This is a genomic window from Streptomyces sp. NBC_00335, from assembly GCF_036127095.1.
Lineage (GTDB): Bacteria > Actinomycetota > Actinomycetes > Streptomycetales > Streptomycetaceae > Streptomyces.
In genome coordinates this window covers 8,516,106-8,536,800 of the sequence record NZ_CP108006.1, presented here as the reverse complement: position 1 = coordinate 8,536,800, position 20,695 = coordinate 8,516,106, and the positions used below count along the sequence as shown (strand labels likewise).

General features: G+C 70.7%; 16 protein-coding genes and 1 pseudogene. 10 read left to right on the top strand and 7 right to left on the bottom strand.

Annotated features, from left to right (window positions below; all coding sequences use genetic code 11):
- The first annotated feature begins 89 nt into the window (after positions 1 to 89).
- Together OHA37_RS38610 and OHA37_RS38605 are read left to right on the top strand one after the other, a co-directional pair.
- Positions 90 to 1,190 (top strand): oxygenase MpaB family protein, encoded by a 1,101-nt coding sequence (locus OHA37_RS38610; protein WP_266913879.1) that lies wholly within the window; start codon positions 90 to 92, stop codon positions 1,188 to 1,190.
- 263 nt (positions 1,191 to 1,453) lie between these two features.
- Positions 1,454 to 2,089 carry a TetR/AcrR family transcriptional regulator gene (locus tag OHA37_RS38605; protein ID WP_266913877.1) on the top strand — a complete coding sequence of 212 codons (636 nt, stop codon included), beginning with the start codon at positions 1,454 to 1,456 and terminating at the stop codon, positions 2,087 to 2,089.
- A 99-nt stretch (positions 2,090 to 2,188) separates the two neighbouring features.
- Here the strand turns inward: OHA37_RS38605 and OHA37_RS38600 are convergent, their stop codons facing one another.
- Together OHA37_RS38600 and OHA37_RS38595 are read right to left on the bottom strand one after the other, a co-directional pair.
- Positions 2,189 to 2,608 carry a hypothetical protein gene (locus OHA37_RS38600; RefSeq protein ID WP_266913875.1) on the bottom strand — a complete coding sequence of 140 codons (420 nt, stop codon included), beginning with the start codon at positions 2,606 to 2,608 and terminating at the stop codon, positions 2,189 to 2,191.
- A gap of 1,186 nt (positions 2,609 to 3,794) precedes the next feature.
- The gene (locus OHA37_RS38595) at positions 3,795 to 4,445 is read right to left on the bottom strand and encodes a hypothetical protein (RefSeq protein WP_266913873.1); all 651 of its coding nucleotides are present in this window, start codon (positions 4,443 to 4,445) and stop codon (positions 3,795 to 3,797) included.
- Between the two features lie 307 nt (positions 4,446 to 4,752).
- Between OHA37_RS38595 and OHA37_RS38590 the strand changes: the two genes are divergently transcribed.
- Positions 4,753 to 5,633 (top strand): IS5 family transposase gene (locus OHA37_RS38590; protein ID WP_266913871.1). Its coding sequence is split into 2 segments (ribosomal slippage): positions 4,753 to 5,113 and positions 5,113 to 5,633, totalling 882 coding nucleotides; the frame shifts between segments, so codons are not numbered across the junction.
- A gap of 14 nt (positions 5,634 to 5,647) precedes the next feature.
- On the opposite strand, the gene OHA37_RS38585 is transcribed toward OHA37_RS38590, so the two are convergent.
- Positions 5,648 to 5,941, bottom strand: coding sequence for a hypothetical protein (locus tag OHA37_RS38585; RefSeq protein WP_266913869.1), 294 nt, complete (start codon positions 5,939 to 5,941; stop codon positions 5,648 to 5,650).
- Positions 5,942 to 6,358: 417 nt separating this feature from the next.
- On the opposite strand from OHA37_RS38585, the gene OHA37_RS38580 reads away from it, so the two are divergent.
- A complete protein-coding gene (locus OHA37_RS38580; protein ID WP_266913867.1) occupies positions 6,359 to 8,449 on the top strand; it encodes a HEAT repeat domain-containing protein in 2,091 nt (696 codons plus the stop codon).
- A 252-nt stretch (positions 8,450 to 8,701) separates the two neighbouring features.
- Here OHA37_RS38580 and OHA37_RS38575 read toward each other — a convergent pair whose 3' ends face one another.
- Positions 8,702 to 9,151, bottom strand: a complete 450-nt coding sequence (locus OHA37_RS38575; RefSeq protein ID WP_266914168.1) for a hypothetical protein — start codon at positions 9,149 to 9,151, stop codon at positions 8,702 to 8,704.
- A 219-nt stretch (positions 9,152 to 9,370) separates the two neighbouring features.
- On the opposite strand from OHA37_RS38575, the gene OHA37_RS38570 reads away from it, so the two are divergent.
- Together OHA37_RS38570 and OHA37_RS38565 are read left to right on the top strand one after the other, a co-directional pair.
- A complete protein-coding gene (locus OHA37_RS38570) occupies positions 9,371 to 10,384 on the top strand; it encodes an SPFH domain-containing protein (protein ID WP_266913865.1) in 1,014 nt (337 codons plus the stop codon).
- A complete protein-coding gene (locus tag OHA37_RS38565) occupies positions 10,381 to 11,280 on the top strand; it encodes a hypothetical protein (RefSeq protein ID WP_266913864.1) in 900 nt (299 codons plus the stop codon). Before OHA37_RS38570 ends, OHA37_RS38565 begins: the two co-directional genes overlap by 4 nt.
- Before the next feature lie 208 nt (positions 11,281 to 11,488).
- Here OHA37_RS38565 and OHA37_RS38560 read toward each other — a convergent pair whose 3' ends face one another.
- A complete protein-coding gene (locus OHA37_RS38560) occupies positions 11,489 to 12,289 on the bottom strand; it encodes a hypothetical protein (protein WP_266913863.1) in 801 nt (266 codons plus the stop codon).
- Positions 12,290 to 12,339: 50 nt separating this feature from the next.
- Between OHA37_RS38560 and OHA37_RS38555 the strand changes: the two genes are divergently transcribed.
- Complete coding sequence (locus OHA37_RS38555) at positions 12,340 to 12,489, top strand: hypothetical protein (protein WP_266914180.1); 150 nt, start codon at positions 12,340 to 12,342, stop codon at positions 12,487 to 12,489.
- 340 nt (positions 12,490 to 12,829) lie between these two features.
- Here OHA37_RS38555 and OHA37_RS38550 read toward each other — a convergent pair whose 3' ends face one another.
- Together OHA37_RS38550 and OHA37_RS38545 are read right to left on the bottom strand one after the other, a co-directional pair.
- On the bottom strand, positions 12,830 to 13,495 hold the full coding sequence (locus OHA37_RS38550; protein WP_266913861.1) for a hypothetical protein: 666 nt from the start codon (positions 13,493 to 13,495) through the stop codon (positions 12,830 to 12,832).
- 260 nt (positions 13,496 to 13,755) lie between these two features.
- A pseudogene (locus OHA37_RS38545) lies at positions 13,756 to 14,057 on the bottom strand (TipAS antibiotic-recognition domain-containing protein); the annotation flags it as partial.
- A 191-nt stretch (positions 14,058 to 14,248) separates the two neighbouring features.
- On the opposite strand from OHA37_RS38545, the gene OHA37_RS38540 reads away from it, so the two are divergent.
- The 3 genes from OHA37_RS38540 to OHA37_RS38530 all read left to right on the top strand — a co-directional run bounded on the left by OHA37_RS38540 (position 14,249) and on the right by OHA37_RS38530 (position 20,451).
- A complete protein-coding gene (locus OHA37_RS38540) occupies positions 14,249 to 14,833 on the top strand; it encodes a GNAT family N-acetyltransferase (protein WP_266913859.1) in 585 nt (194 codons plus the stop codon).
- A 336-nt stretch (positions 14,834 to 15,169) separates the two neighbouring features.
- The gene (locus OHA37_RS38535) at positions 15,170 to 16,057 is read left to right on the top strand and encodes a hypothetical protein (protein ID WP_266913857.1); all 888 of its coding nucleotides are present in this window, start codon (positions 15,170 to 15,172) and stop codon (positions 16,055 to 16,057) included.
- Between the two features lie 68 nt (positions 16,058 to 16,125).
- Positions 16,126 to 20,451, top strand: coding sequence for a WD40 repeat domain-containing protein (locus OHA37_RS38530; RefSeq protein ID WP_266913855.1), 4,326 nt, complete (start codon positions 16,126 to 16,128; stop codon positions 20,449 to 20,451).
- Positions 20,452 to 20,695 lie beyond the last annotated feature (244 nt).

Here is a 20,695-nt window from a genome sequence, read left to right as displayed (position 1 = left end):
GGACTGTACGGCCTCTTGTCTCTCGGGGTAAGGGTGCCCCAGACTCGCCAAGTTGACAGTTGTCAACTCTTCGAGAGGGTGGTGCAGTCATGCCCGAAAGCCGTGACCGGGACGGTCAGATCCCGCTCTGGGCCAGCCGTGCCCGCGACGTGGCGGATCGCCTGGCGGATGAGCTCGTGGAGGAGATGCGCAGCCGCGGGAAGCAGGATCGCCACGATCTGCACCGCGGGCTTGCCCATGGCTCGCAGGCCCTGGCCCATCCCAAACCGGCCTTGGCCGCATTCCTCCACGACCTCGAGCATCCGCCCGCGCACCTCGACCCGGACATCCTCGAATCCGGGGCGCAGGTGTGGTTCACCCACCCGGGGTGGGTACACGCCGTCGCGCTGTCGGCCGGCTCCTTAGTCGAGGTCTACCGGACTCCCTCGATCGCGGCGGCCCTGACCGCCACCGGATCTCTCGTGGACACGGCCGCCGCGCGCCTGGATGCGACGGGGCTGTGGGTCAACTCCGCACTGCTCCCAGGTGCGCTGCACCCGGGGCGGGCCGGCTACATCGCCACGGCCCACGTGCGCCTCGTCCATGCCCGCGCTCGTCTGGCGGCCCTGGGACGCGGCTACGACGCGGCGGCGCACGGTCTACCCATCAACCAGGCGGATCTGCTTCGTACATGGCTGGCCTTCACCCACACCTCGTTCCGTGCCGAGGCGATGCTCGGCTACACCTGGACCGAGCCGGAACTGGGAGCGCTGTACCGCTACTGGCAGCACATTGCGCACCTGCTGGGCATTGAACCCCACCTCGTCGAGCACCTGACGGGTCCGGCCGCCGCCGCCGAGGTCCACCGCCAACTCGCAGCGCCCCACCAGTCGCCGACTGCCCCCGAGGCCGACGGCCTTGCCCGGCACACCATCGAAGCCGTCGCCGAGACCCTGCGCGCGCAGTTGGGGTTTCCCGCCGCGGTGGGCCGTCCCCTCTTGCGGGCGTTGGTCACCCGCTTTCATGCGGACCCCCCTGGTCGGGCGCCTGCTCGCCTGCTCCAGCCGACTCTGGCCGCCCTCCATCCCGCCGTCGGCCTTGGATTCCGCTGGCAGACCAGACCCGCGCGCAAAGCCGCCCTTGTCGCGCAGAACATCGCCGTCGCCCGTGCCTACATCCGCTCTCTCGACGAACATCGATCCGCTCCGTAATCACCCCGGCACGGCACTCCGACCGGCCGAGCCATGGCCCCGACGAGGGGGGAAGGTTCATGGCCGAGGGGCCAGGTCGGTTTCCCTCTGCTCCCGTGTTCGCGCGGTAGCGCGCCCGCCGCACTCCCGGCCTCCCGGCCTCCCGGCCTCCCGGCCTCCCGGCCTCCTGGACCGACCGCACCATCAGGGGCACGGCTGGGCACACCCGCGGGAAGGCAACGTCGGCGTCTCCAGGACACCAGCGCGCCGGATAGCCTGACCGTATGACGCACGCCCCATCCGACGTCGCCCACAAGACACGGCGCCTGGTCCCCGAGGCGGAAATCCTCCGCGCCGCGCTCACGGCCTTCTCCCGCCACGGATTCGAGGGCGTCTCGCTCCGCTCCCTCAACGCCGACCTCAACGTCAGCCACAACATGCTCACCAAGCGGTACGGCTCGAAAGAGGCCTTGTGGAAAGCCGCCGTCGACGATGCCTGCGCACGCCTGACCCGGGCACTGGACCGGGTGGAGGACCCGGCAAGCTCTGCGTTCGACCGGCTGCACGGCATGATCGTCACCTTCGTGGAAGCCGCGGCACACCAGCCGGACCTGCTCCGCCTGGTCAACTCCGAGACCACCCACGACTCCGAGCGCGTCACTCACCTCTGGACCCGGCACATTGAGCCCACCATCAACCGCTTCGCGCCCCTGTACGCGCAACTCGTCGAAGACGGCACCCTCAAGGGCGTTCCCCTGCCCACGGTCTACTTCATGATCACCGCAGGCGGCACCGCCCCCTGGGCCAACCCCGCACTCAGCGCCCGCCTCGGCCACCCGCCGGACTCCGCCGCGGCGGTCCGCTCACACGCCCACCATGTCGCCGACCTCATCCTGGGCGGCCTGCGCACCCCGCGCTGACAACGCGCCCCAACGGCCATGCGGGGAGAACCAGGCATCTACTAGCAGTGGTGGCGATTCTTGGAAACGGCTCTGGCCGGAGTTCCGTGAAATAGCAGGTCAGGACGTATACGACGTCGGCCACGGCTGGCCGTCAGAAGCATTGGTTGGGCGGCTCGCGACTACGTAGTCGCGGTAGTCGTCGCCTGCCATGGACTGGTTTACCCAGCGAGTGCGCACTGCTCCCGTTTGGGTCTCGGCAGCTTGCAGGACGGCGAGGGGACCGTTCGCGGTTGCCAGGAGGAGACCGAAGTCCTCCTCGTCGCTGTCGAACAGCGGTGGCAGCGAATCCAGGTCACTGGTCAGGGGTTCGCAGTCGAGTGCGGCGTGCAGGTAGACCTCGTAGGTCCCGCGTACTGGCTTTAGCTCGACCCAGTGGATCCCCGGGCGCTCGGGGCTTCCAGACGGTCCGAGGAACTGTTCGACAGAACGGCCCCGCTCAAGGGCGCCGAGGATGAATGGTTCTGCCAGGTAGCGCATGCTGGAAGACTACGGCGTGATGAGGATTCGGGTCCGCAGGAGACCGAAAGAGGCCCGTCCGGACATTGCCCTCTTGAGCGTTTGACTCTGCTGACGTGGCCTTCGACGATGCCGAAGCTCCGGTGGAGGGGGAGGCCGGCGGTGGCGGGGGTGAGGTCCTGTCGGAGAAGGCCTGCGAAGCCGCTTGCCGGCTTCGGGGCGTCCAACTATCCAACTCGGCTTGGCGGATCCACTCGGTCAGTAGGCATCCGCGCCGGTGGCGGAGGAACTCGGCGGAGGAGCTCGGCGAAGGCACGGGCGAGGTCGCGCGAGCGGGCGATGTCCGGGCAAGCGATCCGAGCGTCCAGCAGGCGCCGTTCGAGTGCGGGTGGCAGGGCGTCTTGCGGTCGCATGATCCAGCTGGTGACCCTCTATGCCGGGCTCCATCGAGGCCGGATCGACATCGACCGCCTTCGCAGAACACTGGTTGCCTGCCACTGCCGAGGGCCACCGATGGGCCGCTGGGCCTGGCCGCGGATGTCAGCCTGTATCTGCGGCCGGACGCGAATCGCTCCCCAGCCACCCCGGTCCGACGGGGGGGGAGGGAGCAAAGCTGGCGCGGCCCGGGCGGGCTTCCCTGACGACCGGATCAGTGCACGGGCTGTGGAGGCCGTTGGTAAGGGCGCGCTGGCGTGCTTGGAAGTAGGCAGGCCAGTCGGTGGCGGCTCGGCGGCGCCACTGGACGGCCGTGATCAGGTGGAGGCCGAGTATCGGGCCGGGGACCGCGGACCGGAGGCCGCACGCGGGGGCCACCAGGGCTGTGAACCAGGCGCGCCGGTTGGGGATGTGATGGGCGGCCAGGCGTCGGCTGAGGGCGGCGGCAGGGATGTGGGCGCCGGGCAGGTGGCCGGGGAACAGCCAGCCGGCCGTGGTGTTCGCGGCCCCGCCCTGGGGAGCGGGGTGGTCGGCCAGGGGTGTGGGCAGCGGGATCGGGGCCGGCCCAGGGCGAGGTGCCGAGCAGCCGTTCTTGTAGGTACGTGCTTCGCCGTGGCCGCCCTCCGAGCCGAGTCGGCTACTCGGCGCGGACTACGAGGCCAGAGCGGCCCAAGCCTCGTGGGGGGAGCACCGTATTGGTGACACCGTACGAGCGCGGACCGCCTGGGGCACCAGCGCGTGGCCCCAGCCACGGGGGGCGTTTGACGGGCGGTCAGTGTTCCAAGTCGGCGCGCATGGCGGCGAAGAGGCGGGCCGCGTCGGCCGGGGTGGTGCGGGGGAAGAGCGCGACGGCGGCGGTGGTGGTGTCGGCCCAGCCGCAGATGACGTCGGTGGCGTTGGTGGCCTCGGGCAGGCTCAGGCACTCGAGGGATCCGCCGAAGGGGCCGGGCTGGTACGGCTTGGCGGTGGTGGGGGTGCCGGTCGAGCCGTTCTGCAGGGCGTAGTCGATCAGGCCGCGCCAAAGGTGCTCGCGACGCTTGTTCGGGTCCTCTGGAACGCCGTCGACGCCAACGAAGAGGATGGGGCGGCCGGAGGTCTGCCCGGCACGGTTGTAGTTGGCGACCACCAGGTTCATGCCGTCGCGCATCTCGCCCGGGTCGACCGGGACGTCGGAGACTGCGCCGGCACCGGTCGCCTTGCTGAGCCCGCCGGCGGTGGCGGCCTCGGCCAGCGTGTGCTTGCCCGAACCGGTGGGCGAGGTGGAGACGCCGGACCTTGCGGGCGCGGAGACGGGGGTGGAGGCGGCGGGTGCGGGTGCGGCGGGAGGGCTTTCGGCCTCGCCTGCGGGGTCGCAGGCGGTCAGTGCCAGCGTCGCTGCGAGGGCAATCGTGGAGAGGAGGGCGCGGGAACCAAGGACGAGCATGGCGGAGTCTCCCGGAGCGTGGTGTGGTGGTCGGCTGAGCCGCTGGGCCCAATGGCCGTACGCTAGTGGCCGACTGGCCGGGCGGGTGTCACGAGCCCAGTTCCCTTACAGCACCGGGACATGGTGGTGACGTAAGAGCCTGACGCAGTTGGAAGAGTGCGTGGCTTGGCGCAACCGCGGACCCCTGCCGAGCGGCGCAGGTCGACGGACGGGTAGGGCCCTGCGCCGGCCTTCCTCTGCCTTCCGGCGGGGCGTGCGCTAGGTTCTGTCCGGCGGATCATGTGACTGTTGGCTCGTTGGGTCTGGCATGGGGCGGGGTGATCTGACGAATGCCGAGTGGGTCCGGCTGGAGCCGCACTTGCCGGCGTCGGGGCTGCGTGGGGGACGGTGGAACGGCCACCGCAGAGTGATCAACGGGATCTTGTTCCGGGTCCGGACGGGCATACCGTGGCGGGACCTTCCCGAGCGTTTTGGCAGCTGGAAGACCGTCTATGAACGGCACCGGCGTTGGTCGGCGGACGGCACGTGGGACCGGATCCTGTGTGCCGTCCAAGCCGACGCCGACCTCGCGGGCCGGATCGACTGGAGCATGGTCAGCGTCGACTCGACGTCCTGCCGTGCCCATCAGCACGCGGCTGGCGCTCGCAAGAAGAAGCCACGTGTCCCGAAAAAAGGACGACGCCTCGGCACCACCGCCCTGACGAAGGACTCGGACGGTCTCGGGGCGGCCTGACCTGCAAGATTCACCTCGCGGGTGAAGGCGGCTGCAAACCTTTGGCCTTCCTGGTCACGCCCGGCCAGTGGGGCGACGCGCCGCAGATGATCGAGGTCCTCGAACGGATCCGCGTTCCCTGCTCCCAGGGCGGTCGCCCCCGCACCCGGCCGGACCACTTGGGCGGCGACAAGGCATACAGCTCACGTCGGAACCGGCGCTACCTGCGAAGACGCCAGATCAAGCACACCATCCCCGAACCGAAGGACCAGGGGGCCAACCGCAAACGCCGCGGCAGTGGGGGCGGCCGGCCCACCGGCTTCGACAGCGAGATCTACAAACGCCGTAACGAGGTCGAGCGGACGATCAACCGGCTCAAGAACTCCCGGGCCGTCGCCACCCGCTATGACAAGAGGGCCTACGTCTTCCACGGCACCGTCACCACCGCGGCTGTCCGGCTATGGCTCCGGGGCTGACCCGGCCTGCAGTCTCAGTCCCCGAGGAACCACAGGTACAGGCCCTGCCCGTCGAGGACTACCTGCCCCAGCTCGATCAACTCGCGCACGAACTCATCAGTTAGCACGCCTGCAGGCAGCCGCGGTACCTCTTCCAACAGGGTGGACACCTGCCGGTGGTTGAAAACGGTGTCCGCGTACGGCAGCAGGTGTCCCAGCATTGGAAACACTGACTGATCAAGACCAGCCAGCTCAGGACCCCAAACCACACCGTGCTTCGCGCGGGCCTCGATCGTGCCGTTCTCGCCTCGGACCTGGAGGTTAATCACGGTCAGACCCTATGGCCTCATGATCCGCCGGACAGAGCCTAGTGCTGTGGCCGGAAAGGCTCACCGGGGCGCGACGCCCGGCACGGCACCTCGCCGCGTTGTCGGACCGGGCAGGTACGTCCAGTACGAGCCCCGGCCCTCCGCCTTGCCATGCACCGCATCGGACGCCGCGCCCCGGCAAACCTTCCCGGTCACAGCACTGGGTGGGCTGGGCGGCTGCATTGGAGTCGACCTGGAATTTCGTCCAGCAGATGGGGCATTCCCGGAGTTCAACCAGCACGTCCGGTCACTCCTCAGCGGAGGTTGTCGGAGTGGGAATGGTGCGAGCGCAGACGGTAGGGACGAGGCAGCCGGGCTCACGCAGGTCGCGGCAGGCCCCTCACAGTCCTGTCGGACCCAGCTGCGAAGATCACGCCCATGGATCTCGCTGACGCCCTCACCGGACTCGACGCCCACCCCTGGGCCTCCGTCTCGCACGCCTACGGCCCCGCCGAGGACCTGCCTGACCTGCTGCGCGCCCTCGCCGAGGGCGACGGGGACGCCGGGGACGCCGGAGAGGCGATCTCGGAGCTGTACTCGTGCATCCTCCACCAGGGCACGGTGTATCCCGCCAGCGTGGACGCCGTCCCGTACCTCGCCCGGATTGTTGCTGCTGCCCCGCCCGGGACAGCCGAAGTTCTCTGCTTGCTCGGCGGGTTGGCCGAGAGCGATGACGAGTGGGAGATCGCGCCGGGTGCCGTCCGGGCCGCCGTTGCGGCTCAAATCCCGCTGTTGATACCCCTGCTGGCACATGAAGACGTGAACGTCCGGCTACTCACCGCTTGGACCCTCGGCCACACCGGAGATACCGAGGCTGCCCCCGTCGCCCTGCGAAGCCGGTGGACGGCCGAGGCCGATCCCGGTGTCCGGGCCGAACTGCTCATCGCCCTCGGACGGGTCGACAGCTCCGGCGCCGCCGTCGAGACCCTGGCGCTGCTCGATGCAGACACGCCCGCGCCGGTACGCCTGGCCGCGCTCCTCGTCGCTCTGGCCGCCGGGGAGCCGTGGACCGACGCCCATCACGATGCCACGCTCGGCCTTCTACCCGCCCGCGAATTCGCTGTCGACCGATACAGCATGCACCACCGAGAGCCGCTGCACACGATCGTTGACAGCCTGCTGGGCCGCAAGATCGAAGCAGACCACGAGGCCGCCTTCGCCCTGCTGGATGCCGCCTTGCGCGACGGCCGCCCCGAGGTGCGGACCGAGGCGCTCGCCGCGGCTGACCATGCCTGCCACCTCTCCCGTAGCGCTCCCCGGCGACTCGTCCCGGCCCTGAGCCCTCTCGCGGCCGAGTACCCGGCGTCAACCCTGCTCGGCAAGCTCGGCCCGGCCGCCGCCGAGGCCGCGGACGCTCTCGCCGTACTCGCCGCCCAAGCCGACGACGAGACTGCCGACCAGGCATTGGCCGCGCTCGTTCGGGTCGCGCCCCAACAGGCCGCGCCGCTGCTGGCCCGGGAGCTCGACCGGCGCCCCCGCGCGCTCGACGCCGCAGGAGACTTCCAGGCCCCCGCCTTCCCCTTCGACCGGGACCTGCTCGCCGCCGTCCGCGCACACCTGGCCGCAGACGGGCTCGGCAACAACGAGACCGCCGACCTGGTCCAGCTCCTGCGCCAGTGGGGGCCGCAGGCCGCTGCCGCCTTGCCCGAGCTGTACGCAGTGCTGCCCCGCTTCCCGTACGCGTCCACCGCCATCACCGCGGTGGCAGCCGCCGCCCCGCAGGCCGAGCGCGAGCAGGCCGGCGCCTCGCTGCGTGCCGCCGCCGGGTCGCTGATGGTGGCTCGGGCCCACCACGACCTCACCGGCGAGACCGACGTCGTACTCGATGCCGTCGCCCAGGCACTCGCCGCCTGCCCGCGCGAGGTCGGTGAGGCTGCCCAGGCCGCCGCTGCTCTGGGCGTGACGGCCGCTGGACTGCTCCCCGCCCTGCGGGCCGCAGTCAGCCAAGACGTCGAGCCGACCACCCCGCAGCTGGACCGCGACATCGCGATCGCCACCGCCCTGTGGCAGATCGCCGGCAACGCCGAGGAAGCCGTCACGATCCTGGCCTCCGTCCTCGACCGCACCACCGGCAACCACCTCTGGTACCGGTGGACCGTCGTCCACGCCCTCCGCGCAGCCACCCTGCTCGGAGCGGCCGCCCGGCCCCTGATCCCCAGACTGGAACAACTGCTCGCCGACCCCGAGAAGGCCCCAGCCGGCGTCCTCGCACTGCTCGCCATCGCCGACCCCGATGTCGTCGACCTCGGCCAACTCGCCGAGGCAGCTCTCCACTCCGCCGAAACCGGAGCGGACATCTCCGGCGCCTGCGAGGCCCTCCAAGCCCTCGGTGCCACCGCCCTGAGCACCCACCAGCGCCTGCGCGTGGCCGAACTCGCCGAGCAGGACCAGCGCATCGTCGTATCGGGCCTCGCGAACAGCATCATCCGCGAGGACGAGCGGCTGCGTGCCATCCTGACCGCCATTTGAGCGCTCCGGGGGCCTCAGATTCGGTCCACGCCTTCCGCGCATCGGGGCTGGTGCACGAAAAGGCCCGGCTCCTGCCGGACCGGCTAGGTCGATGATTGCGGGTTCTGACACAGGTCCTGGAGGAGTCTCGGGAAGTCCTCGCGGAGTGTGACGGTGGCGTTCGATGTCCATGTGGCTCCGGCTCCTGCCACCTCGCGAGCAGCTACGCCCGCGCCGAACAACAAGCCACGGCCAGTTGACTTACCCGACAGCTCAGAGCGCGATCGGCCGGTACTTCAGAGCCTCATCGACAATCTGCTCCGCAGAGGCGTTCTGGAGGCTATCCGAGGGGTGGAAGACCAGGTCACTCACCTGGGGATGCGCCACGTTCGCCGCCAGGAGCCGCAGGTAGTAGTCGCTCTCCGGGGCAGCCATGAGGAGTCTGCGAACGATCTCAACGAGCTCGTCCCGGGTGATGTCCGCAACCACAGGGCGAGCCGGCCGGGCCGCCTCCCTCGCGAACTCCTCCAGGCTCCTGCTCGCGTCGTACTCGGCGAAGTCGAGAGCCACGTAGTCGTGACCTGTCATCGCGTTGAAGGCCGCGATCGCCTCGCCCACCGCTTCTGGGCGGGCGACCAGCAGCTCAGCGATCCGCTCAACCTCGGCGCACAGCTCGTCCAGCCGCTGCCGGCTCACTGGCGGGGGCAACAACTCCGGCCTCATGTCCACAGCTCGCATTATGTCCGTCGGAGTGGTGCGAATCCGGCCCGGCCGTAGAGCTGCCGCTTGATCTTCATGATGCGGCTGACGGGGCCCTCGATGCTGCCGGAGCTCCAGCCGAGAGTGAACCGGGCGGTCACGGCCTCAGCGCCCCTTTTCGTCCTCTTGACGATATGAACACATCTCGTTATCGTCGCATTGACGAAATGAAGGGGGTTCCCCATGGCCGACATCACCCGACGCTTTGGTTGGCGTCATCTGCGCTCCGCGCCCACCACTCACATCCGCCACCACAAGCGCGGCCGACTCGTCCACGACGGGCTGGGGCTCAGTTTCTGGTACCGGTCACTCTCAGCGGCGCTGTCCGAAGTCCCGGTCGACGACCGGGAGCTGGCCATGGCGTTCCACGCCCGTACGTCCGACTTTCAGGACGTCGCCGTGCAGGCCACCGTCACCTACCGGATCAGCGACCCGGCCGAAGCCGCGGCCCGGCTCGACTTCTCCGTCGACCCGGACACCGGGAGCTGGCGCGGAGCCCCCTTGGAGCAGATCGCCACTCTCCTCACCGAAACCGCGCAGCAGCACACGCTCGACGTACTGGCCCGGACTCCGCTGGCCGTCGCTCTGGTGGACGGCGTCGCCTCCGTGCGGGGAAGCGTCACCGCCGGTCTCGCCGCCGAGCCCAGACTCCCGGCCACCGGCATCGATGTGGTGGCCGTTCGGGTCGTGGCGATCCGCCCCGAGGCCGAGGTGGAACGCGCCCTGCGCACCCCGGCCCGCGAGCAGATCCAGCAGGAGGCGGACCGGGCCACCTATGAACGGCGGGCCGTCGCCGTCGAGCGTGAGCTTGCCATCGCCGAGAACGAGCTGGCCAGTCAGATCGAACTGGCCAGGCGCGAGGAGCAACTGATCGACCAGCGCGGCACCAACGCCCGCCGCGAGGCCGAGGAGAAGGCGGCGGCGGACGGCATCCGGACCGAGACCGAGGCGGCCCGCAAGGTCCGCCTGGCCCTCGCTGACGCCGAGGCGGCGCGCGAGACGGGCGCGGCGAACGCCGAGGTTCAGGCAGCCTGGCTGCGGGTGCACGACGAAGCCGGCCCGGGCACGCTGCACGCCCTGGCGGTGACCCGGCTGGCGGAGAACCTGCCGCGGATCGAGAGCATCACCCTCTCTCCTGACGTCCTCACCGGGCTCCTCGCCAAGCTCGGACGCCCGGAAAGCGGCGCGGGCGCGTGAGCCTGGCCCCAAGGGCGGTGCTCGTGCACCGCAGAACCGAGTACGAGGAACTGCTCGCCCGGCACGGGACGCACGGGCAGGCCGCGTTCTTCCTCTCCAGCCGGGGCCGGTCGATCGACGAGGTGGCCCGCCGCCACGAACGCACGCGGCAGGCGCTGCGGGAGGTGGCGGCGGCGGTGCCGCTCACCTGGCGCAGCTCCCGGGTGGAGCGGGCGGACCTGGACCGCTTCCTGTTCGCCCCGGAGGACGTGGTGGTCGTGGTCGGCCAGGACGGCCTGGTCGCCAATACCGCGAAGTACCTGCGCGGACAGCCGGTAGTGGGCATCGACACCGACCCCGGGCGAAACCCGGGAGTCCTGGTCCGTCACCGCTGCGCCGACACGGCTGCGCTGCTGCGTGCCGCAATCGCTGCCGGAGGCCGGGCGGAGGAGCTGACCATGGTCGAGGCCGTCGCGGACGACACCCAGCGCCTTCTCGCGCTGAACGAGATCTACCTGGGCTCGTACGGTCACCAGACAGCCCGCTACCGCCTGGGTTCCGACGGCGACAACGGCCCGGGCGAGGCCCAGGCGTCCTCCGGGGTGCTGGTGGGCACAGGCACGGGCGCCACCGGCTGGCTGCGTTCCCTGTGGCTGGAGCGCGGCAGCTCCGCAGGGCTGCCCGCACCCTGCGAGCAGCGGCTCCTGTGGTTCGTGCGGGAGGCCTGGCCCTCGCCCGCGACCGGTACGACGAGGGTCGCCGGGGAGCTGGGGCGGGGTCAGGGGTTGCAGCTGACCGTGGAGTCGGACCGGATCGTGGTATTCGGCGACGGGATGGAGAGCGACGCGCTGGAGCTGACCTGGGGCCAGAGCGTACGGCTGGGCATCGCTGGAACATCGCTGCACCTGGTGACGTAAGCGCCCTGCCCTACGACCGGCTTGCGCCGGGTCGGGCCGGTCCGGGGGCGGCTTCCCGGCTGTCGGAACAGCCGTCTACAGGTGGAATCGTGGGTCCGGCCGGTGGAGGGGCGCAGCGCAGGTCAGTGCGACAAACGGCTCTGGTCCACTGCTTGTGGTGCGGCCACGCAGGGTGATCCATGGGGGCTGAGGGGGCACGGGCCCTGAGTCAGAACGGCGGGTCGTCGCTGTAGCCGCCTGTCCAGTTGCCGTCCCAAGAAGCGCGGGCGGCTCTGAGGTGGGCGTAGTGCTCGCGGGCCGCGATGTCGGACTCGTTCTCCGATTCGCTGGTGTCGTGGCCCCAGGCCTTCAGCGCGTCCAGGACGCGGTCGCGGTGGTGTCGGTCGGTGCTGACGGCCAGTAGGCGTCGGGCGTGGTCGGCCAGATCGGCCTGGTGTGGGGTGAGGAGGGGATGCTCGATGAGGGGAATGGCAGTGACCAGGGCGGTGTGACGGACGGCTTCGTCGTCATGACCGAGAAGGGGGTGAACTGCGGAGAAGATCGCTGGGCGCGCCTTCCGGAACGCACGCATCTCCTCACTCTCGTCGAGGAAGCTCTCGTCGAAGACGCGTTCACCGGTGGCGACGCACTCGTCGTTGGCGTCGTAGGCGGTGTCGCCGAGCCAGTCGAGGAGGCGCAGGAGAGTCGGGTGGTTCTGTGTTTCGACGTCGGGGTTGTCGTCGCCCGCCGTGATGGCCGGATGGTTGAGGATCGCCGCGGCATAGAGCGCCACCGGGATAGTGGCCTCGTACATGCTGTTCTGGTGAGTCACGGGCCCGAGCGCATCGTGGAGAGCGGACTCCCTGATGACCGGGTCGGCGTTGATGAGAAGCGTCAATGCTGCCGGCAGAGCCTCGCCCGTCCCGCAGGCTGTCGCGAGCGACGCCCAGTTCGTATGGTCCAGCAGTGTTTGAAAGGGAGGGAGGGCGACGGGGTGAGGCTGCTCGTTCTGGCTGCTGCTGTGGGTCACAAGCTGAGGCTATTGCGTTGACGAGTCAGTGTGGGACACGGGTGTCACGTGTGAAGCAGGACGCGCTGGCGGAGAAGCTCGAAGCCTGCGCGGCCGAACATCTGGCGCTTCAGCATCTTGATCCGATGGGCATGGCCTTCGACGACTCCGGAGTTCCAGGGCGTCGAGCTTGGTCGGACGGCTTTGCCGCTGGCCGGTGAGCAACAGCTCCGGCTCCGCGGCTTCGGCACAGCGGAGGACCGTACCGGATCCCGTGCCGAGCCGGCGGGCGACGGACCTCTTGCTGTGGCCGGCGGACAGGTGCTGGGCCGGCTCTGGAGTGTTGCCGAGTTCGAGGAACGCGCCCCACTGAAGCCTCTCGTGCGCCGGGTGCATGACCGGTGCAGGATCAGAACGTGCGACTGATCAGAGGGCGCGCCGGTTGCCGTAGCGGGGCGCCTTGTCGGCAGCGCGAGCGGAAGCGGAGCCGTTCTGGTCGCTGGGATTCATGCGCTTCCGTTCCCTTGGCGGCTCTCCTGCGGGGGTGCCGCCTTCAGTCGTTCACCGGTCCTCTGGCAGCGGGTACACCATGAGGGCCTCCGCGAGGGCTCCGCACAGTCCCATGGCCATCGCGAGCAGCAGCGCGGCGAAGACGGCGTGCCGCATGCCCTCGCCGTGGACGTCCCCGGGCTTCTCCGGCTGCACCTCGCCCCGCGGGTCGTAGACCAAGCGCAACTGGGCGCCGGCCTTAGCCAGTTCCTCGTCCCTGGTCAGGGCGGAGGGACCACCGGGCGGGCAGCCGAGCCGGTGGTCGTACTTGGTGGTCTGGTGGACGGTCTGGCCGGTCTCGACGTTGAAGGTGGAGTACCTCTCGACGCGGGAAGTCACGGCCTCGACCACGCAGGTGACCTCCACTCCCCGTTCTCGCAGCGCCACGTGGTCCACGGAGTTCAGAGCGAGGAACCCTCCGACGGCCGCCGGCAACGCGCTCCAGGCGATGAGTAGTGCGCCGCGCTGCCCGGCCCGGGCAGCATGGTAGGCGAGCCCCGCCAGGGGCACGACGATCCCGCCGAGCACCACCAGTCCGCCGCCCAGCCAGCCGCCCGCTCCCGCCCACCCGACGCCGAACGCCACCCCGGCGGCCGCCACCGGCGCCCCCACGGCGACCAGTACGCGCCCCAGGGTCACCCACCCCCACAGCCCCACCGGATTCCTCGTCCCGGCCATGCCCGCCCCCTGTCTCCCTCGGGTTCCCCGGGTTTCCCGGGTTTCCCGGGCTCCCCTCCGGAGGCTTACACGCCGGGGAGGGCAGGACGGTTGACCGTGCGCACGACTTGGGGAACGGCTCGGGGCACGACTGAGGGCCCCGGTGGGGGACGTCGTTGGCGCATTCCGCCCCGCTGGATCGTTGATCGAACCTCGCCGGACCTCCGTGACGCGACGCATGCGCCATAGCGCCTCTCCCCCGATGGCGGCTGCGTCGTGTCTCAGGTCAGCCGGGTGCTGGCGTAGGTCTCGATGGCGTCGCGCTGGTACGCGGCCAGGCCGGAAGCGATGGCCTCGTATGCGGCGCGCCAGTCTCGTTGTCGACGATGGAGCGTCCGATGGCCCGGTAGTCCTCGGCGGAGACGGCGCGCAGTTCGGTCAGCGCCCGGTACTGGGCGTCGGTTTCGGCCTGGACCGGGTCGGCGTCGGCCGGATGCCCTGCGGCCATGAGTTCGGCCAGCCGGATCATCTGTGCGGTGCGTTCACGGTGCGCGGTGTCGGCGTCGGCCTGGCTCATCGCGTTGGCGCCCGTAACACGAGGACCTGTTGCTGCCGCAGCAGTTGACGCTCCTCGTAGTAGAAGCTGCCGCAACGGCCACTCCAACCCCGAGACCCAAGGTCCTCGCCACCGAACGCGCACGCTCCACACCCCAGGCGGGACAGCCTCCGCCCGTTGCCTCCCCTCCCCTGGGCAGGTTGGCTACGCTGCCCGGCATGGACGATTCCATCGCGCAGCCGTTCCTCGCGAGGCCGGTCACCGGGATCAATGGCGCTGTCGCCACCCTGCGTGCCCTGAAGAGTGGAGACGCCTCCAGTTTCGGGGATTTTCTCGAAGCACTCTCGGCGGGGACCAGAGAGCGCTACCACCCGCATCCGCTCGACCGGACTGAAGCGGAGCGGATCTGTGCTGCTCTCGATGACCCGACCGCCCTGCGTTTCGTGCTGGCGGATGCTCATGACGATCACGTGGTGGCCTATCTGCTGGCCCAGTTCGCAATCCCGGAGGGCGAGAAGGCGCGTTACCGGAATCTCGGGTGGGCAATCGAGAACGGCGCGGACTGCCGCATCGCCCCCGTCGTTGCCGATCATTTGCAGGGCAACGGTCTCGGAACCGAGCTGCTCAAAGGGGCCCTCGGCATCCTGCGTCAGCGCGGATGCCGACACGTCATCCTCTTCGGCGGCACCCGAACCTCCAACGCCCAGGCGATCCGCGCCTACGAAAAGGCGGGATTCAAGCCAGCCGGCGTCTTTCGCGAACGGGGGATCGAGAGCGTCGACATGTGGCTCTCCTTGAACTAGCGGGTGGGCGGCATCTCAGCGCACGACGCGGCCGGTCAGTTCGTCGGTTGGTGGGCCCGCGCGGAGGCCATGGCGAGGGGTGGATCGTGCCGCTTTCGCCGCCCTCGCCGGACCATGTTCACCGGCAGCAGCGCCACGTCCCGGGCCGGCAGCGCCGGAAGGTCGACCCGCAGGGGCTTGCCCACGACGTACCCGATGAGAACCGCGCGGCCGCCGGCGCGCAGTGGTCCCCGGGATCCCGACTGGTAGCAGGGGGTGTCTCGCCACGTGGGCGGTTGGGTATGCAGAGGGGCAATGTGGCCGGAGCAGGTCCGGCTGTTCGGAGGGGGGTAGGCCATGGCGCAGGTTGTGCTGGTCCACGGGATCTTCAACTACGTCCGAGGAGCGACGCCGCAGGAGGCGGCGCTGGAGGCCGCCGCGCAATGCCGGACCGAACTCGCGGCGGGGCTCGCCAAGGCCGGTCTTGCGGGGGCGGCGGATCCGGACCTGGCCATGGCCTACTACGCCGATCTGCTGCGGCCCGGCCTGCCGGATGAAGCCCAGGCCGACGAGGAAGGACAGGAAGAAGACGGATTCGAGAAGCTCACCGCCCGGGAACGCGAGGACGCCGCCGAATGGCTGGTGACGGCGGGTGCTCCCGTGCCCGAGCAGGTGCAGAACATCGGGCTGGCGCCTCTGCGTCAGCTCCTGGGCTGGCTGGTCGACGACCGTAAAGGGCCCATGGGGCGGCGCCTGCGCGACAGGACGGTGCGCCGGCTGGAACGCATGATGCTGGCGATGCTGCGCGAGGTGGAGGCGTACACGACCTGGTCGGAGCGGCGCCGTCTCGTCCAGGAGCGGGTGGCACAGACGATCCAGCGTGAGCAGCCGAAGGTCATCGTCGCCCACTCACTTGGTTCCGTCGTCGCGTACGAGACCCTGCACGCCCATCCTGAACTGCGGGTCCGTCAGCTCGTCACCTTGGGCTCGCCCCTGCGCCTGCCTTCGCTCGCGCGGCGCCTGGAGCCGGGCCTGCGCGCGGGACGAGGAGCCCGTCCCGCGGGCGTCGAGCATTGGACGAACATCGCTGACGTCGGCGACCTGGTGGCAATCCCGCCGAAGCTCTCCGAGGTGTTCCCCGTGGACCAGGACGAAGTGTTCGACAACGGGCTCGATTTCCACGGGCTCGGCTCCTATCTGGCCAATGGCCTGACGGGTCTCGCCGTCGTCCCCTACCTTTCCTGACAGATGCCCGGCCGGGCCCGACCAGGACGGCCCGACGCCTGGCCGAGCAGAACGCCAGGAGGGTCGTCATGACACGGGCTTTGGTGGCCGGCGCGGGTGACTTCCCCGTCGGCCGCAGGTCCGAGGCCGACCGGGCCGACGGGGCCGCCCGCTCACTTCAGCCGCTGCCGTCGGTGGCTCCCGCTCTGCGGGAGCTGTCCTGGGCACTGCACCGCGCGGGAGTGGACACGGGTGAGCCGCTGCTGGAGCCGGGCCGTTCGCGGCTGCGCAAACGCTGGAAGAAGCTGCGTAGGGACGGCGAGGCAGAGGCGTTCGTCCTGTACTTCGCCGGTCACGGTGTCCGGGGCGCCGGCGGGGGCCTGTACCTCGCCTGTTCCGGCGCCGACCCTCAGCGCCTCGACGACACGTGTGTCAGCGTCGGACGGCTCCTCGAAGAAGTCGAGAACCGCGACACGCCCGTCCTGTTCCTCCTCGACGTGTGCGGAGCGGGTCAGGCCATCGTCCAGCAGCAGCTGCAGGACCTCGCCGCCCGTCGGCCCCAGGACGGCGTGCGCAACGCCTGGATCATCGGAGCGAGTTCCGCCGGTTCCGCCGCGTACGGAGCCCACTTCACCAGCGCCGCCGGCGCCGTCCTGCACCGGCTGGCCGACGGCACCCTGGATCTCGACCCCGCCCTCGCGTTCGTGCCCGTCGATACCCTCGCCGCGGCCATCGACCGTGAACTGAGCCGTGCTGCTCTCGCAGCCGGCCGACCGGCTCAGGCAGTCGTACGCACCCCGCACGCCGAGGCCCGCGTCGACCCCGAGCCGTTCCTGCGCAACCCGGCCCATTCCACGGACCCCGGCGCCAGGGTCCTGGACGGTCTGGACCCGCGCCTGCGCGAATTCGCCCACGCCTGCTCACCCGGGCTCGACCCGCTGCACTTCCTCACGCGCGCCGCGGGGAACCCCGTCGCCGACGCCGTGCAGTTCTCCGGGCGGACTGCGGAACTCACCCGAATACACCAGTGGGTCGAGGACGAGGCGCAGAACCCCCTCCTCGTCGTCACCGGCGGTCCCGGCAGCGGGAAGTCCGCACTGCTGGGTGTCACCGTCTGCCTCACCCACCCGCAACTGTCCAAGCTGGGACCACGGGTGCGCGCCGCCGTCCGCACCTTCCGACCCAGGCCCACCGGACGGGTGCTGGCGGTCCATGCGCGCGGGCTGTCGCTGGGGCAGATCACCGACTCCCTGCTCCACCAGCTCCGCCGGCCCTCGTCCCGGCCGGCTCGGGCCGTGCCGGTTGGCGAACGTCCGGTCATGCCCCATGTCCTGCCGACGGCCGATGTCCTGTCCGAGCTACGCGCCGCAGGTGACGTGCTGGTGGTCCTGGACGGCCTCGACGAAGCGGCCGATCCCGCCGCCGTCATCGACGAGCTCGTCCTCCCCCTCGTCCGCGGCAATCCCGGCCGCCAGGCCCCCAGCACCACGAAGGTTCCGGGTGTTCGGGTTCTGCTCGGGACACGCCCGTGGTGGGACGCTCTGCCCGAGCTGCACGCGTACGCCACGGATCACCCCGAGACGCTCCTCGACCTCGACCCCGTCACGGAGGAGGACCGCCGGGTCCTGGCCGACGATCTCGACAGCTATCTCGACCTCCTCATCGGCGACCTGTACCAGCCGGCCCTCATCCGGGGATTCGCCGAACGGCTCGCCCAGTACACCGACGGCGGAGCGTTCCTCGTCGCGGCCCTCTACGCCGACCACCTCCGCAGCGGTCCCGAGAGCGACACGATCGACCCGCCCTGCGGCATCACCGAGGTGTTCGAACTGCATCGGCGGACGCTCGCGCGCACCGACCCCTGGATCGAGCCGGTCCTCGCCGTTCTTGTCCAGGCCCGGGGCCAGGGAATGCCCCTCGACCTGCTCCACACCGCCGCCCTGGCCCACAGTCCACCGGCGCCGGGCACCCCCACCCCCCAGCTTGCCGCCACCCGCCGAGCCCTGGCCTCGGCCACCTTCTATCTGAGGACGACCCCCGACACCGACCACCGGCTCCTGTACCGCTACTTCCACCAGGCCCTGGCCGACCACACGGCCCCGACGGTCCGCGCGGATGCGGTCCACGCCGCGCTGCTGGCCACCGTTCCCCCGACCTTGGAGGGCGGCCCGGACTGGGAGCGGGCCGACCCTTATCTACTGCGGCACGCCGCCGAGCATGCCGTGGCGGCCGGCGACGACGCCCTGGACCGGCTCGTCGAGGATCCCCTCTTCCTCGCCCACGCCGAACCCGACGCGCTCACCCTTCAGTTGCGCCACACCACCGGCGAACGCGCGGTCGCCCACGCGGACGTCTACCGCGCCGGCACCGCCCACCATCCGCAGCGCCACCGACTGGGCACGCGCCGTGCCCTCCTCGCGCTCAACGCCGTACGGTACGGCGTCGAGGGCCTGCGCCGCCGACTGTCCGGAAGCTCCGACGAGGGCGACTGGGAGCCCTTGTGGGCCACCGGGGGATCCCTGTCCCCCGCCCTCTCACGGACCCTCACCGGTCACACCGCCCCCGTCGACGCCGTGGCCGTGACCGACGTGGCCGGCCGGCCCGTCGTCGTCAGCGCTTCACGGGACCTGACCGCCCGCGTCTGGGACATGGCCACGGGACGCCCCGTCGGAGCACCCCTCGTCCACGACGACGAGGTGTACGCCGTGGCCTGCACCCGGCTGGGCGGGGTCCCGGTCGCTGTCACGGGCACCGGAAGCAAGAGGTCCAAGCAGAGCAGCCTGTGGGTGTGGGACCTGCACACCGGACGCCTGACCGCGGGCCCCCTGGCCGGGCACTTCAACTTCGTCTTCGCCATCGCGTGCGGCGAACTCGACGGGGATCCCGTCGCAGTGAGCGCATCGCGTGACGGCACCCTCTTACGGTGGGACCTCACCGCCGGTCGCACGATCGGAGAACACCTCCGGGGGCACTCGGGCCCGGTCATGGCAGTGCGCTGCACCATGCTGGACGACCGGCCCGTCATCGTCAGCGGCGGTAACGACGGCACCGTCCGCGTGTGGGACCTGGCATCCGGCAGTCCCGTCCGCGCCCCGTTGAAGACGCGTGCGGGCGACGTGGTCGCCCTCGCCTGCACGCGGCACGCTGACCGCCCCGCGGTGCTGACCGGGCACCGCGGACACGGACAGGACGTGCTGCGGCTGTGGGACCTCGATACCGGGCAAGCCATCGGCGGGCCCCTGCTCGGCCACACCCGCTCCGTGTTCGCCGCCTCGGTCCTGCCGGGAGACGCCTCACTGGCGGTCACCGGGTCCGCTGACGGCACCGTGAGGATGTGGGATCTGGACAGTGGCCACCAGAAGGGGGCCACGCTCACCGGGCATACCGGCACCGTGTTCTCGGCAGCGGCCGGATCCGTGCACGGCCGGCCGGTCATCACCACCGGCTCCTCGGACGCAGACGTGAGGATCTGGGACCTCCAGGACGCCGTCACCGCGCGAGGACACCGTACGAGCCGGGTCGTGGGCCACACCGGTGAGATCACCTCGGTGGCGTGCGCCGTCGTCGACGGCGCGGACGTCGCGGTGTCCGCGTCCCGGGACGGCACCCTGCGAGTCTGGGACCTCGCCACCGGACGGCAACCCGTCGGGCCGCTCGTCGGCCACGGCGACACGGTGACCTCCGTCGTATGCGCCACGCGTCACGGGCGCCCGGTCGCCGTGTCCGGATCGCTCGACGGGGATGTCATCGTCTGGGACCTGAGCGACGGCACCGTGGTCGATCTCCTGCCCACCGTCGACGCACAAGTCCGCCACGTGGCCTGCGCGTCCGGGCCCGGCCCCGTCATCATCGCCCTGTACGCGGACGGGGTCCAGCGCCAGTGGACCCTCGACACGCTCAGCCGCACGGGACCCGCCGAGCCCTGGGTCCTTGACGAGGAGGGCCCGGGCGGCGGCCCCGCCGGCCCACCCGATGCGTTCATGAACTCCCCCTTCATCGCCCACCTGACGGCCCTGCGCCTCGCCGGACACCAGGTCGCCGAGGAACTGCCCATGTGGTCGGGACTGGTGGCAAGCACCGGCGAGCCGGGGAAGACCCTCCTGGTCACCGCCGACAGCGACGGTGTCCTGGTGTGGGACGCGCCGTCGGGCCGGCCGCGGGGCAAACCCCTTCCGGTCGTGCCGGCGCGCACCACAGCACTCGCCTGCGCCCTGCCGGCGGCCGGGCCGCCCCTGGCCGCCACCCTGGACCGGGACGGCACGGTACGGATCTGGGACCTGGGCGACCGCAGCCTCATCGGCACGATGCTCGTATCCGGCGCCACCGCCGTCGCGCTGACCGGCGGGCCACAGCTGGTCGCCGCGGTCGGCACGGACCTGGCCGTCTTCACCCCCGCGGCAGCGCCCAACGGCTGACCCTCCTCGCGGACAAGCAAGTGCCGCGAGCGACCCGAAACCCTCGAGCGGTTCGCCGGCGGCTGTCGGCTCCTGCGCACACCCAACGGCCGACAGGCGCAGCGGCTCCTCTCTGGGCAGCGCCTCGGCTCGCCGTAGTCGTTCATCCGCGAGTGCGGGCGTTCCACACCTCGGTTGCCGCCTCGCCATCGGCCCGGCCGCAGCGGGCCGATGGTTGTGAGGCGGCGGGCTGCCGGTGACGGAT

Excerpts from the sequence above, each read along its gene's own strand:
- OHA37_RS38610 (WP_266913879.1), top strand. The coding sequence starts at position 90 with ATGCCCGAAAGCCGTGACCGGGACGGTCAGATCCCGCTCTGGGCCAGC.
- OHA37_RS38600 (WP_266913875.1), bottom strand. The coding sequence starts at position 2,608 with ATGCGCTACCTGGCAGAACCATTCATCCTCGGCGCCCTTGAGCGGGGC.
- OHA37_RS38575 (WP_266914168.1), bottom strand. The coding sequence starts at position 9,151 with ATGAGGCCGGAGTTGTTGCCCCCGCCAGTGAGCCGGCAGCGGCTGGAC.
- OHA37_RS38540 (WP_266913859.1), top strand. The coding sequence starts at position 14,249 with ATGGACGATTCCATCGCGCAGCCGTTCCTCGCGAGGCCGGTCACCGGG.
- OHA37_RS38535 (WP_266913857.1), top strand. The coding sequence starts at position 15,170 with ATGGCGCAGGTTGTGCTGGTCCACGGGATCTTCAACTACGTCCGAGGA.
- OHA37_RS38570 (WP_266913865.1), top strand. The coding sequence starts at position 9,371 with ATGGCCGACATCACCCGACGCTTTGGTTGGCGTCATCTGCGCTCCGCG.
- OHA37_RS38605 (WP_266913877.1), top strand. The coding sequence starts at position 1,454 with ATGACGCACGCCCCATCCGACGTCGCCCACAAGACACGGCGCCTGGTC.
- OHA37_RS38550 (WP_266913861.1), bottom strand. The coding sequence starts at position 13,495 with ATGGCCGGGACGAGGAATCCGGTGGGGCTGTGGGGGTGGGTGACCCTG.
- OHA37_RS38530 (WP_266913855.1), top strand. The coding sequence starts at position 16,126 with ATGACACGGGCTTTGGTGGCCGGCGCGGGTGACTTCCCCGTCGGCCGC.
- OHA37_RS38595 (WP_266913873.1), bottom strand. The coding sequence starts at position 4,445 with ATGCTCGTCCTTGGTTCCCGCGCCCTCCTCTCCACGATTGCCCTCGCA.
- OHA37_RS38580 (WP_266913867.1), top strand. The coding sequence starts at position 6,359 with ATGGATCTCGCTGACGCCCTCACCGGACTCGACGCCCACCCCTGGGCC.